This window comes from Gemmatimonas phototrophica (assembly GCF_000695095.2).
Lineage (GTDB): Bacteria > Gemmatimonadota > Gemmatimonadetes > Gemmatimonadales > Gemmatimonadaceae > Gemmatimonas > Gemmatimonas phototrophica.
Window position 1 is genome coordinate 2,472,277 of record NZ_CP011454.1, and the last position, 12,938, is coordinate 2,485,214.

Annotated in this window: 13 protein-coding genes; 1 reads left to right on the top strand and 12 read right to left on the bottom strand. The window is 62.2% G+C overall.

Going from position 1 to position 12,938, the window contains the following annotated elements; translation table 11 throughout:
• Positions 1-10: 10 nt before the first annotated feature.
• From GEMMAAP_RS10540 to GEMMAAP_RS10590, 11 genes are all read right to left on the bottom strand, one after another.
• Positions 11-1,303, bottom strand: coding sequence for a dicarboxylate/amino acid:cation symporter (locus tag GEMMAAP_RS10540; RefSeq protein WP_053334175.1), 1,293 nt, complete (start codon positions 1,301-1,303; stop codon positions 11-13).
• 27 nt (positions 1,304-1,330) lie between these two features.
• On the bottom strand, positions 1,331-2,815 hold the full coding sequence (locus GEMMAAP_RS10545) for an APC family permease (RefSeq protein WP_026849796.1): 1,485 nt from the start codon (positions 2,813-2,815) through the stop codon (positions 1,331-1,333).
• An 88-nt stretch (positions 2,816-2,903) separates the two neighbouring features.
• Positions 2,904-3,752 (bottom strand): hypothetical protein, encoded by an 849-nt coding sequence (locus GEMMAAP_RS10550; RefSeq protein WP_145979094.1) that lies wholly within the window; start codon positions 3,750-3,752, stop codon positions 2,904-2,906.
• A 112-nt stretch (positions 3,753-3,864) separates the two neighbouring features.
• Complete coding sequence (locus tag GEMMAAP_RS10555; protein WP_158514813.1) at positions 3,865-4,266, bottom strand: ExbD/TolR family protein; 402 nt, start codon at positions 4,264-4,266, stop codon at positions 3,865-3,867.
• Between the two features lie 5 nt (positions 4,267-4,271).
• Positions 4,272-4,736 carry an ExbD/TolR family protein gene (locus GEMMAAP_RS10560; protein ID WP_026849793.1) on the bottom strand — a complete coding sequence of 155 codons (465 nt, stop codon included), beginning with the start codon at positions 4,734-4,736 and terminating at the stop codon, positions 4,272-4,274.
• A 77-nt stretch (positions 4,737-4,813) separates the two neighbouring features.
• A complete protein-coding gene (locus tag GEMMAAP_RS10565; protein ID WP_053334174.1) occupies positions 4,814-5,545 on the bottom strand; it encodes a MotA/TolQ/ExbB proton channel family protein in 732 nt (243 codons plus the stop codon).
• Between the two features lie 33 nt (positions 5,546-5,578).
• Positions 5,579-6,295 (bottom strand): TonB family protein, encoded by a 717-nt coding sequence (locus GEMMAAP_RS10570; protein ID WP_026849792.1) that lies wholly within the window; start codon positions 6,293-6,295, stop codon positions 5,579-5,581.
• Between the two features lie 112 nt (positions 6,296-6,407).
• On the bottom strand, positions 6,408-7,943 hold the full coding sequence (locus GEMMAAP_RS10575; RefSeq protein ID WP_053334173.1) for a sensor histidine kinase: 1,536 nt from the start codon (positions 7,941-7,943) through the stop codon (positions 6,408-6,410).
• A gap of 10 nt (positions 7,944-7,953) precedes the next feature.
• Positions 7,954-8,622: a response regulator gene (locus GEMMAAP_RS10580; RefSeq protein WP_026849791.1), complete on the bottom strand. Its 669-nt coding sequence runs from the start codon at positions 8,620-8,622 to the stop codon at positions 7,954-7,956.
• The gene (locus GEMMAAP_RS10585) at positions 8,619-10,049 is read right to left on the bottom strand and encodes a sigma-54-dependent transcriptional regulator (RefSeq protein ID WP_053334172.1); all 1,431 of its coding nucleotides are present in this window, start codon (positions 10,047-10,049) and stop codon (positions 8,619-8,621) included. The genes GEMMAAP_RS10580 and GEMMAAP_RS10585 overlap by 4 nt, the downstream gene beginning before the upstream one ends.
• Positions 10,046-11,566, bottom strand: coding sequence for a sensor histidine kinase (locus GEMMAAP_RS10590; RefSeq protein WP_053334171.1), 1,521 nt, complete (start codon positions 11,564-11,566; stop codon positions 10,046-10,048). Before GEMMAAP_RS10590 ends, GEMMAAP_RS10585 begins: the two co-directional genes overlap by 4 nt.
• A gap of 335 nt (positions 11,567-11,901) precedes the next feature.
• Between GEMMAAP_RS10590 and GEMMAAP_RS10595 the strand changes: the two genes are divergently transcribed.
• Positions 11,902-12,360, top strand: coding sequence for an Hsp20/alpha crystallin family protein (locus GEMMAAP_RS10595; RefSeq protein ID WP_053334170.1), 459 nt, complete (start codon positions 11,902-11,904; stop codon positions 12,358-12,360).
• 65 nt (positions 12,361-12,425) lie between these two features.
• Here GEMMAAP_RS10595 and GEMMAAP_RS10600 read toward each other — a convergent pair whose 3' ends face one another.
• On the bottom strand, positions 12,426-12,935 hold the full coding sequence (locus GEMMAAP_RS10600) for a redoxin domain-containing protein (protein ID WP_158514814.1): 510 nt from the start codon (positions 12,933-12,935) through the stop codon (positions 12,426-12,428).
• Positions 12,936-12,938 lie beyond the last annotated feature (3 nt).

Sequence of the window (12,938 nt, forward strand, 5' to 3'; positions counted from 1 at the left end):
CGTGCTCCGCTTACGCGGGCACCACCACGTCGGCGCCATCCTTTGGTGTTTCAAGGACGCCTTCCCAGCGGGCCATCACGGCCGTCGCCAGACAGTTGCCCAGCAGATTCACCGACGTACGGGCCATGTCCATGATGGCATCAACGCCGAGAATGATGGCGATGCCCTCAAGCGGCAGGCCAAACTGCGCGAGCGCGCCCGACAGGATGACCAACGATGCGCGCGGTACCGCTGCCACGCCTTTCGATGTGAGCATGAGCGTCAGCATCATGAGCAACTGCGTGCCGATGGGCATGTCGATGCCGGCGGCCTGTGCCACGAAGACCGAGGCTATGGCGAGGTACAGCGTGCTACCGTCGAGGTTGAACGAATAGCCCGTAGGCAACACGAACGAGACGATGCGGCGCGGAACGCCGAACTTCTCCATGGCCTGCATGGCCTGGGGGAAGGCGGCCTCCGAGGAGGCCGTGGTAAACGCGATGAGCCACGGTTCCTTGACCAGCGCCCAGAAGCGCTTGAGATCGAGCTTGGCCAGCATCGCGATGGGCAGCAATACCACCACCACGAAAATGATGAGGGACACGTAGAGTGTACCCACAAGCTTGGCCAGGTTGATCATGACATCCAGACCGCTCTTGCCCACCGTTACGCCAATAGCCGCCCCGATCCCGATGGGTGCGTACGTCATGACGATACCGACGAACTTGAACATGATGTCGCTGAGCGACTGCAGCCAATCGAGCATGAACTTCTTGGACGGTCCCTCAACCTTGGCGAGCGCGACCGCAAAGATGATGGCAAAGAACACGATCTGCAGCACTTCATTTTGTGCGGCCGCTTCGAAGAAACTCTGCGGCACCGTGTGCTCCAGTACCGATCCGAACGTGGGTGTCTTCGCCGCCAGGGCCTTGAACTCTTCGCTGTCAGCAGCGGCCGAGATGGATAGTCCCACGCCGGGCTTGACCACGTTGACGGCAATGAGACCGATGGCCAACGCCAGCGTGGTAACGACTTCGAAGTAGATGATGGATCGCAGGGCCAGCTTCCCCACCTTCTTCATGTCGTCGCCGTGGCCGGCGATGCCCACCACGAGGGTACTGAACAGCAGCGGCACGATCAACGACTTGATCATGCGCAGGAAGATGTTGGCGAACGGCTTGAGATTGGGCGCGAAGTCCGGCGCCAGCCAACCCACGAGGATACCCGCGATCATCGAGATGATGATCCAGCCGGTGAAACCAATGCCCAGGAAGCCCTTCTTTCCCGGAGTGGCGGCGGACGTGTCGGCGGAGAGATGAGCCATGAGTCGGTCGAGAGGAATTGCAGTCGGTCAGCGATCCGTGGCGCCGGTACGCAGCACGGAGTTACGGTAGCCGTAGATGAAGTAGACGCCAAGCCCAATTGCCATCCATACGCCGAACGCAATCCAGGCGCTGACGGGCAATCCCTTCATGATGAACACACACGCGCTGGCGCCCATGAGGGTCACCCCCCACACGAACGGCACCCGGAACGGGCGCGGACGATCCGGCTCGCGGATGCGCAGCACCAGCACCCCAATACAGACCACGGAAAAGGCCGCAAGCGTCCCGATATTGGTGAGATCATAGGTGGCCGCATCGTCCGCCAGGAGTGAGCCCAACGCCACCAGCACCCCGGTGATCAGGGTGGTCACCTTGGGGGTGCGTGTTTTGGGATCCAGCTTGGCGGCAAACTTTGGGAGCAGCCCGTCACGCGCCATCGCGTAGAAAATGCGCGGCTGGCCATACTGGAATACGAGCAACACGGCAGACATGGAGACCACGGCACCAGCGGCAACAATCCAGCTGGCCGTGTCCAGTCCGGCCAATGAAAGCGCCTTGGCCAAGGGATCAGAGCTGCGCAACTGCTGGTACGGGACAAGCCCCGTGGCCACGAACCCGACCACGACATAGATCAGCGTACAGATGGCCAATCCCCCCAGAATACCGCGCGGCAAGTTGCGCTGCGGATCCTTGGTTTCTTCGGCGGCCGTCGAGATGGCATCAAAACCGATATACGCAAAGAAGACGATGGCCGCGCCCTGATGAATACCGGTGAATCCGTTGGGGGCGAACGGCTTGTAGTTGGCCGGATCGATGTGCAACGCGCCAACAATCACGAACAAGCCCAGCACAATGAGCTTGATGATGACCATGATGTTGTTGGCACGGGTGCTTTCCTTCACGCCTTGCATGAGCAAGGCCGTGATGGCAGCGACAATACCAAACGCGGGGAGGTTGATGAGCACTGGCATGCCGGCAATGCGCGGTGCCGTATCCAACAACGCGCGTACCGCAGGATCCGCACTGGCCTTTACGTTCCAGTACCCGTGTGTCATCCACCCCGGGAGATCAATGCCAAATCCGCTCAGCAGGGAATTGAAGTACCCGGCCCATCCGATGGCCACCGCCACGTTCCCGACGGCATACTCAAGAATGAGCGCCCAACCGACAATCCAGGCCACGATTTCGCCGAGCGTCGCATACGAATACGCGTAGGCGCTCCCGGCCTGTGGGATCATTGAGGCCAACTCGGCATAGCAGAGTGCCGCCAGTCCACACACGGCGCCGAGCAGCACGAAGGAGAGCACGAGTGCGGGACCGGCGCCGTATCGGACGACCGTGCCGTCGGCGAGCGTTTCTCCCGCAGCGGCCGTACCGAGCGACGAGAAAATGCCGGCGCCGATGACGGCGCCAATTGCGAGCATGACGAGATCGCCTGCGCCGAGGGTGCGGCGCATGCCGTGTTCACCGTCTTCTGCAGTAACGATCGGCTTACGATCGAACAGCCCCATGACGTGTCTGGATGTGGGGGAGGCCGCAGTCCCGGAGGGAGTATGACTGCGAGCACGCTATCGGGGGCAAGCTAGTGCCCCGCACCGATCACAGCGAGTAGGTGATCTCGGTCCGCGCACGCACGGGGACGCCCTGCGCATTGACAGCGGGGCGGAATCGGATGGCAATCAGCGCATCACGCAATTTGCGATTGTAGGACCCGTCTTTCGTGGGGTTGAACTGCAGGTCGAGGACCTTGCCCGTTGAATCGACGTCGAAGACGACCACGATGGTGCCCTTGGCCTTGTTGGGCACGGGCAGAGGGGGGAGAAACAGTTCGGTGGGTGCCGGCGGGTAGACGGTACCAGGCCCACCGCCCGTGCCAGCCCCTACGGAAGTGCCCTTCCCGGTGCCTACCCCGGAGCCTACGCCGCCGCCTGACCCTGGCCCGCTGCCGCCACTCCCATCTGAGCCAGCGCCGCCACCACTTCCGGAGGTGGCGCTCTTCACGTCGGCCGATTGGGTGGCCGTTGTCGGCGTGGGCTGGGGTGTGGGCTGAGGTGTTGGCGGTGGAGGAACCGGCGGAGGCGGAACCACCGGCGGCTTGATCACCGGCGGGTTGATCTGCGGCGTGGTGACAGGAGTCGGTGCCGGAGCCACTCGGACATACTGGAGGCGTTCCTGCTTCATTTGGCCCCCAGTTCCCTGATTGCCCCCACCTCCGCCGCCTGCGGGCCCCAATCCGCCCGCTCCCAGCACCTCCCTCATGAGTTCCGGCGACGTGAACGGAACGATCAGGAGGGCGATGATGGCCACGTGCAGAAAGATGGCCAGCATCAGGCTGGCGGTTCGTTTCTGCTTCGCGACGGGGATACCGATTGGTGGCCGGTACCGGGGACGCTGGGGGGCGTCTGGCGGCGGCAACGGTACGGTGTCGTCTGGGGGAAGAGCGGCCATGCCCGGGGATTGGAGGATGATGAAACGTAATACGGCGGGCGAGCCCTATTGGGTTCGCCCGCCGTATAGAACACCGAAGACCGTGGATGGGTGCCCTACGGGCGCCCGCCGCTTACTTGGGTGCGACGCCGATAACCTTGACGCCGGCACCGCGCGCCTGGTCCATGGCCCAGATCACGTTGGCATAGATCGCCATCGTGTCGCCCTTGATGAAGATGATCTTCTCAGGACGGGGGTCATAGATCGCCTTGAGGCGATTGAACAGGTCGGCCCGCTCCACCGGCTCCTTATTGACCGCGTACTTGTCTTCCGGGAGGATTTCAAGCACGATCTGGTCAGGATTGACCTGTGTGGTTTGCGGCTGCGGATTCGGATCGGGGAGCTGCGTGTCGATGGCCTTGCGGCTCATCGGGATGATCATCATGAAGATGATGAGCAGCACGAGGAGCACGTCGATCATGGGGGTGACGTTGATCTCATTATTGAGACTGCTGCCACCGCCGCCGGTTGACATACCCATTACTGGCTCCCCCCTGGCTTGATGCGATCCGACTCGACGAGCGATTCGGTACCGTTGAGCTGTTCCGTGATGAGTGCCGCGACGCGGACCCCACCCTTGGAGAGCACACCCAGCGCGTCGACGACTTTCAGATACTGAAGGTCCTTGTGGGCCTTCACGTACATGATGTAGTCCTCGCGCTCCTGTCCGTAGATGTCACGGACGGCCGTTTCGAGATCCTCGTTCCGGATCGGCTTCTTGTTCAGGTAATAGCGACCCTGATCGTCGATACCGAGTACCTGGTCACCATCTTCTTCCGGGTGCGGCTTGAGGTTTTGCCCCTCAGGCGGCACCGCCTTGAAGCCCGCGTTGATCTGCGGGATCGTGATCATGAAGATGATGAGCAGTACCAGCATCACGTCGATCATGGGGGTGACGTTCGGTTCGGCCTTTACGCCGCCGCCGCCGCCGAGACTCATGCCCATGGCGTTACTCCGTGATTACGCCGCCGGAGAACGCTCCCGATGGAGCGCTCACCCGCGAATCGTCGTGAAGGGATCGCTTACTGCGAGATCGACGACTGGCCAGCCGTGTTGAACTCGCGCGTGAAGCGCGACCGGCCGAACTCACCCGAGACACCCTTGATGAGGTAGTCGATCATTTCCTTCGACGTGTACGTCATTTCGGCGATGAGGTTGTCGATCTTCGTCTGGAAGAAGTTGAACGACCACACCGCAGGAATGGCGACGCCGATACCGATGGCCGTCGTGATGAGGGCTTCGGCGACACCGGCCGCGATGGCGGAGATACCGCCGGCGCCCGAGCTGGCCATACCCGTGAACGAGTTCACGATACCCATCGTGGTACCCAGCAGACCGACGAACGGCGCAGTGGCGCCGACGGTGGCGAGGATACCCAGACCACGCTTCAGGTCAACGACCGTCATCAGCATTTCGCGCTCAACCGCACGCTCGGCCGAGTTGATGTCAGCCACCGTGACGGAGCCGTCCTGAATGAGCGGACGGATTTCGCTGAGGGCGCCACCGAGCACTCGCGCCACATGCGACTTCTTGTAGCCTTCGGCGAGCTTGATGGCTTCGTTGAGATTGTCTTCTTCGAGGAACTGCGAGAACTCAGGGGCGAACTTGCGCGTCTCGGCCTGCGCCTTCCGCATGGCCCACCACTTCTGAATGAGCACCGTGAACGAGAACGCCGACATGCCGAGCAGCGTAAAGACGATGCCCTTGGCGAACCAGCCCATCGAGTGGTACAGCTCCATCAACGACATGTTCATGAGTCGTATCTCCGCAAAACGTTAGGTAGGGGCTCAGCGATTGAGCGAGAACTGGAACGGCTGCTGGACGAGCTGCTTCACCTTGCGTCCGCCCACTTCTGCGGGGAGGAAGCGCATACGCTGCAACGCGTTCTTTACGGCGGTCGTGAACAGGTCGTTATCGGACTTGAGCGCCTTGAAGGTGCCCATTTCGGCGCGGCCCGTGGTATCCACGACGAACTGCGCGAGCACCTGGCCTTCGATACCGGCCGTCCGAAGCATGTCCGGATACGCCGGACCTTGCGCGCCTGGTGCCATCACGACGGGCTTTTCCACCTGGAAGTCGAAATAGGGCTGGTCGCCTTGCGGGACCGGCGCTTTCCCGCCTTCGACACCCTTGGCGATACCACCGGCAACACCCTTACCCGAGAAGTCGGCCTCGTCTGTGACCTTCTTGGACAAGTCGATTTCGGGAATGACGTTGGGGATTTCGACGGGGGCCGAAAGCACCTGGAAGCCCTTTGGTGGTGGCGGCGCGGCCACCGCGTCTGGCGGTGGGGGCGGCTTTTCCGGCTCGGGCGGTTTGGGCTCGTCCTTCTTGACCTCAACGAAATCGACCTTCTCTTCTTTCGGCTTTTCGTTCACGATGCCGGCGTTCTTCGTCACGACGACGAGCGCGGCAACGATGGCCGTATGGAAGACGATCGAGGCAAAGGACCCACCCAAGCGCTTCTGCTTCTTCGCCTGTGACTCAAGCAGGTTGTTGAACATCTCGCTTGTCCGGGGTGCGGGCTACGATGTCGCATCTCAGGGCGTCCGAGGGCGACTGTGCGATTCTACGCCCCCCGCATGATCCGGCAATGGAAAGAAGATTAGGATCGGATTAATCCGGGGTTAGCATTCCATTCATGTCGATCGCCCCCTCGGAGCTATTGACAACAGACTGATACTCACCAGTCATTCCCGACCCTGGGGCGCCGGCCAACGGCAGGGTCACCGTAAAAGTACTCCCCCGCCCCAGCCGGGACTGGACGTCCAGGGCGCCCCCATGCGCCTGTGCGATCCATTGCGAAATGGCCAGGCCGAGCCCGAAGCCGCCCCGTTCACTGGCCCGTGACCGCACCCGGTCGGCCCGCCAGAACCGCTCGAACACATACGGAAGATCGGCAGCGGCAATGCCAATACCGGTATCGCGCACCGCAAACCGCACGACCTGCTCCTCTCGATGCACGGTGATCTCCACCGTGCCGCCGCGCGGCGTGTACTTGATGGCGTTGGTCACGAGATTGAGAAAGAGCTGCCGCAGGCGGGTGACATCACCCAGCACTTCCGCATTCTCGAAATGCTGCGCTTCAATGATGAGACCGGAATCCTCCCCCAGCAGTCGGGCGGTCTCCACGACCTCCCGCGCCAGCGGGGCCAACTCAATGGGTTCCCGATAGAGATCAAACCGTCCTTCGTCGGCGCGGGCGAGTGTGAGGAGCGAATCCACCAGATCGGCCATGCGGGTGACCTGCTGCAGCGCCTCTTCGAGGGCAATGGCCTGCTCGATTTCACCGGCCGTGGGGTGCATGGCGCGCTCCACGTCGGCCCGCATCACGGCCAACGGTGTCTTGAGCTCGTGGCTGGCATCGGCCGTGAAGCGACGCAGCGCGCCGAATGACGTTTCAATGCGTTCGATGAACGCATTGAGCGTGGCTGACAGGCGGGCCAACTCTTCCCCGGCCGCGCCAATGGCCAGTCGGCGGTGCAGCGAGCGCCCGTCGGTGATCGCTTCCACCTGGTCGATGATGCGGTCAATAGGACGGAAGACGCGTCCGGCGATCCCATACGCAAAGATGACCGAGACGGCCACCAGAAACGGCGAGATCACGACCATTGTCCACGCGATGCCGCGCAGGGTCGCCCCGATTTCGTTGGTGCTCAAGGCGGCATACACGCGATACCGGGCATTGTCACTCAGCGGCACATCACGCGCCGCCAGCAGCACCTTATCGTTGAACAGCACCACACGCTGCATGACATTGCCCGCGCGGGACTTTCGCGCCGCTTCACTGAACAGATCGCGGTCGGATGTGGAGAGCTCGCGGACCAGTGGTGACGCGTAAATGTCGTAGCCGGTGCTGTCCTGTACCAACACATAGCCGTCCAGCAGCGACAGAAACGCGCCCATGCGCTGCCCCACTGAGCGCGCCGCCAACGGGTCTTCCTTGATGAGCATCGGCTCCGTACCGGTGGTCCGTGCCAGGTTGATGGCCTTCACGATGTGTTCGGCCTCACTTTGCACGCGCGCTTCCAGTTCCTGAAACAGGATCTCGCGTCGGACCGCCAGCAACGTGATGGAGAAGATGAACAGCGTCCCGATGGACGCCGCCGTCCAGGCCACCGTCAGCCGCGCGCGGATGGACCGCATGGCCATGAAGACGCTCCTACGCGCGAATCATGTAGCCAACCCCACGCACCGTGGTGATCAGCTTCTTCTCGAACTTGGCGTCGATTTTCTTGCGGAGATGATTAATCACCACGTCGACGATGTTGGTGCCCGGATCAAAATGATATCCCCAGGCATACTCCGTTATGAGCGTGCGGCTCATGACACGCCCCGCATGGCGCATCAGATACTCCAGCACCGCGAATTCCTTGGGCGTGAGTTCAATGAATTCGTCAGACCGGCGAACCTCCCGCGTCCCCTGATCCAGTTCGAGATCGCCAACCCGCAGCTGCGGGCTGGCCATGGCGCGGGGGCGGCGCAGCAAGGCTTCCGCGCGCGCGAGCAACTCCTCGAAGGCAAATGGCTTGGTGACATAGTCGTCGGCCCCGGCCCGCAGTGTTTCCACTTTGGCATCCACCGCATCCTGCGCGGTAAGCACCAGCACCGGGCGCTCAAACCCCTTGGCCCGCAGCGACCGGAGCACATCGAGACCGTTGCGACCGGGAAGACGCATGTCGAGAATGATCAGATCATACGGCTGCGCCGTGGCCAGCCGTTCACCTTCCAGCCCGTTATTGCACAAGTCCGCCTGCCACCGCTGTTCCTCCAGGCCGCGACGGACAAATTCCCCTACGGTGGGATCGTCTTCGATCACCAGAATTTTCATACGCTTCGTCCCGACGGTCGCTTGAATCCGTATTCACGGATCTTGCGATAGAGAGTTTTGGGCGAGATGCCCAACATCTCGGCGGCCCGGCCCTGATGCCAATGACTGCGCTCCAGCACATCGGCAATGTGACGCCGTTCCAGTTCTCCAAGCGACAGCACCTGCGCGGGGGTCGGACGCACCCCGGCCCCCACCTCTGCGCCCAGCGGCAGGTCCGCGGCCTCGACCACTCCGTTGGTCGCCAACAGCGCCGCCCGTTCCATGACGTTCCGCAACTCCCGCACGTTGCCAGGCCAGCGATACTTCTCCAGCGCGCTCAGCGCGTCGTCGGTGAGCCGCAACGAGCGCCCGTAGGCAAACTCGGCCAGAAAGTGCTGCGCCAGCAGGGGAATATCCACGATCCGCTCTCGCAGCGCCGGCAGCGCGATGCGGATGGTATTGATACGATGCAGCAGGTCGTCGCGGAACGTACCCGCTTGCACCATGCGCGACAGGTCTCGCGTGCTGGATGCCACCACCCGCACGTCTACTTCCACTTTCTGCGTGCCCCCGACCCGATAGAAGCTGCCTGATTCCAGCGCCCGCAGCAGTTTCCCCTGCACCTTGAGGTCCAGGTCACCGACGTTGTCCAGATAGAGTGTGCCACCGGCGGCCAACTCAAACAGCCCCATCCGGCGCTGATCGGCCCCGGGAAACGCCCCCTTCTCGACACCGAAGAGCTCCATCTCCATAACCGACTCGGCAATGGCAGCGCAGTTCAGATCGACGAACGGCCCCTCGGCGCGCATCCCGTTGGCGTGCAACAGACGCGCCACGAGGTCCTTGCCCGTCCCCGACTCGCCACCAATGAGGACGGGTGAGGGGCTGGGGGCAATCTTGTCCACCATGCTGAGCACGGCCGTCAGCGGCGCAAAGTGCGTCACGAACTGCGAGTGCGGCGTGGCGCGCTGCAGTCGGGACGCCATATGCATATTGTCCCGCGCCAGCATGCGCTTCTCCCAGGCGCGACGCACCAACGCTTCAATTTCCGCCATGCGATAGGGCTTGGACAGGAAATCGTACGCGCCAAGCTTGAGTGCCGCGATGGCGGTCTCAATGGTCCCGTTACCGGTGATGACAATGATTTCCGGCGGTAACGGTTCTTCACGAATGAGCCGCAGCACTTCCAGCCCGTCCAGCTCGGGCATGACCACATCAAGGAGCGCCACATCAAAGTTCTCGGTGCGCAGCTGTTCGAGCGCGGCCCGACCGTCGCGTACAATGTGAACCGAGAACCCGCGCGCCGTCATAAACTGTTCGAGAATGGTCCCGAGGTGTGTTTCGTCTTCCGCGATGAGCACACGAATCGGCGATCCCTCTTCGATGGCGCGTGAAGACGCCGGCGTGACAGAGGGAGAAATCGTAGAGGAAACCGACGGCAACGTCATGCGCGCTCAGCAGCGGGAGAAACGGAAGGGGCAGCCGGCGAGCCCGTCGCGCGCGCCCCCATAGGAAGCGAGACGCGGAAATTCGCGCCCTGCCCTTCTGATGACACCAGTTCCAGCGCTCCACCGTGATCGGCCACGATTCCGTAGCAAATGGCGAGCCCAAGCCCGGTCCCCTGCCCCGGCGGCTTGGTGGTAAAAAAGGGTTCGAAGACCTTGGCCTGCAACGCGCGCGGGATCCCTGGGCCTTCATCCTCTACCTCGAGGACGGCACGAGCCGCGCCATCCACCTGATCCAACCGGGTTCGGATGACCACCCGCCCCTGCTCCGGGGTGGCGTCGAGGGCGTTCATGGCGAGCGCAATGAGCACTTGCACCAGTTGATCGGCGTCTCCTTCCACCAGCAGCGATGACTTTTCCTCAAGTTCCGTGACCACCTTCACGCGTTTGAAACGGGGATGGTGCTGCAACAGAAACAGACCTTGCTGGACGACCGTGTTGAGATCGAAGTACTCGCGACCTGCGGCTTTGGGGCGCGAAAAATCCAACAGGCCATTGACGATCTTTTTGCACCGCTGCACCTCAAGATCAATAATCCGCAGCAGTTCGGTGGGCGGCGCGGGCGTGCCCATTTCCATTTGCATGGTGATGGACTCGGCACAGGCCGCGATCGTGGCGAGGGGGTTGTTGATTTCGTGCATGACCCCGGCGGCCAACTGCCCGAGCGCGGCGAGCTTTTCCGCCTGTGCCGTGCGATCGAGTGCGGCCTTCCAGTCGGTGATGTCTTCACCGACAGTAATGACATGGGTCACCGCGCCCCCGCCCATGCGCATGGGGATCTTGGAGAGTCGGAAGGTGCGGGTCTCCCCAAAGGCGTTGCTCTCCATTTGAAATTGCTGGAGGCGCCCCGACGCGAAGACTTCGTCAAATTCGCGCTTGAGCAGTGCCGCTGGTTGCCTGTGCAACACCTCAAAGATTGACCGCCCCACCGCGTCGGCGCGCGCGACACCCTGCAGCCCCGTCTCCCGCTTGTGATTCCACGCGTGAATCCGGTAGTGGCGATCAATGACGTACAGCCCCAGGGGCAACGAATCCACAATGCATTCGATGAATGCCCGTTGATCTGCCAACTCACGAACTCGCTCAGTGAGCTCACGCTCCAAGTCGTGCAGGTACGCGTCGCGGTTGACGGCGACAGCGAGCAGATGGGCCGTGCCATTCAACAGTTCGGCCTCGGCCGGCGAGAGTTCGCCGTTGCGGTGCACAACCAACGTGGCCACACCGAGTCCGCCCGCTTCCACGGCCACGAGGTGCGGCGCATAGGCGGGCGCGCTCCCCATGGCTGGTGACCGCCACACCACGGGGGCGAAGTCGGCATTGGGGAATTCCAGCGCCGTACGGTCTGCACCCAACGCCCCAGCCAGAGACTCCAGCACCGCCGGAATTCCGTGGGCGGTGTCGCCATGGGTGGCCATGAGGCCCGCCAACTCAAAAAAGGTCGCCGCCAGGGAATTGGACATCAGGTGGGATACGGCGCGGAGGGGTCGGATCGGGTAAGCGGGCGCCAGGCAGCATCGCGGAACGCCGACTCTCGTTTGGAAGGTAGGCGTCGGCACTGGGTCGGACAAGCTGACCGAACCAATCCCTCAATTACGGGATTGGACCGCAGAGCGAAACAGCCACACTGGCACACCACCTGCCAAGCCGACACGGCAAGCCTGTGCAATCTGACCGTTATGGCGTAACGGGCGCGGCATATGGGCTGCACGGGCAATGTTGTGGCGGCGCCGTCCGTTTACCGGAACGGCACCCGCGATCACGAACTTATCACGTGGGCCGTGGCCCAGGAGTTTTTATGACGTACACGTTCCCGATCGCCGCGTCATTTCCCAATACGAGTCTTCGTCGCGAGATAGATCGCCTCTTCGTTGACACCATCTCGGGGCGTGCGGCGGCCCAGTGGCAGCCGCATGTGACGGCGCGCGAGGATGGTCAGGGGTACACATTTGAGGCCGACCTTCCCGGCGTTGCCCCGGAAAAGGTGGAAGTTCTGGCGGAAGACGGCGTGCTCACGCTCCGTGGCACACGTGTGCTCGGTTCCCTTGCGGCTGGCGAAAAGGCGCTTCTGACGGAGGCTCCTTCCGGCGCATTTCAGCGCCGGTTTGCGCTCCCCAAGCAGGCCGACCTTCAAGCGGTAGAAGCCTCGTACCGCTTTGGGGTCTTGACGGTGCGGGTAGCCAAGGTGGCGCCGGCACAGCCGCGGCGCGTCCCGGTGACTGTGACGCCTGCGGCGGAATACCAATCGGCCGAGTAGTCATCCGAACGGCATTGACGGTCGTATGACAGCGGGGGCACACCTTACCAGTGTGCCCCCGTTTTTTACGCTGTCACAGACCTGATCTCACGAAATATTTCCTCATTCTCGCGTCGAAGACCTGGATGCCGCTCGGCGTGGGCCCAGCGGATGATCCCGGTCTTGTCGATGAGGAAGTAGGCGCGGTTCGCGATTTTGCCATCCGCCCAAAGGACGCCGTACTGCGAGGCAATGGCTTTGGTATTGTCAGACAGCAGGTCGACCTTGAGCGCGTGCTGATCACGAAAGCTCGTCAGCACGTCAGTCGTATCTACTGAAATCGGAAGGACTTCCACATCAGCGCTGACAAATACATCAAAGTCGTCGCTGAAGGCACACATTTCGCTGGTGCACACCTCGGTGAACGCGGCCGGGAAGAACGCCAGCAGCACATGCTTGCGTCCCCGGAAGTCTGACAAGGTGATGTCTGCCCCTGAGGTCGCAGGGGCTATGAAATCCGGAGCCTGTGAACCAACCGGCAGCGGGGCGGATGCGGCAGCAGTCATCGACGTTGGGATAGAGAGAACGATTGACACGAT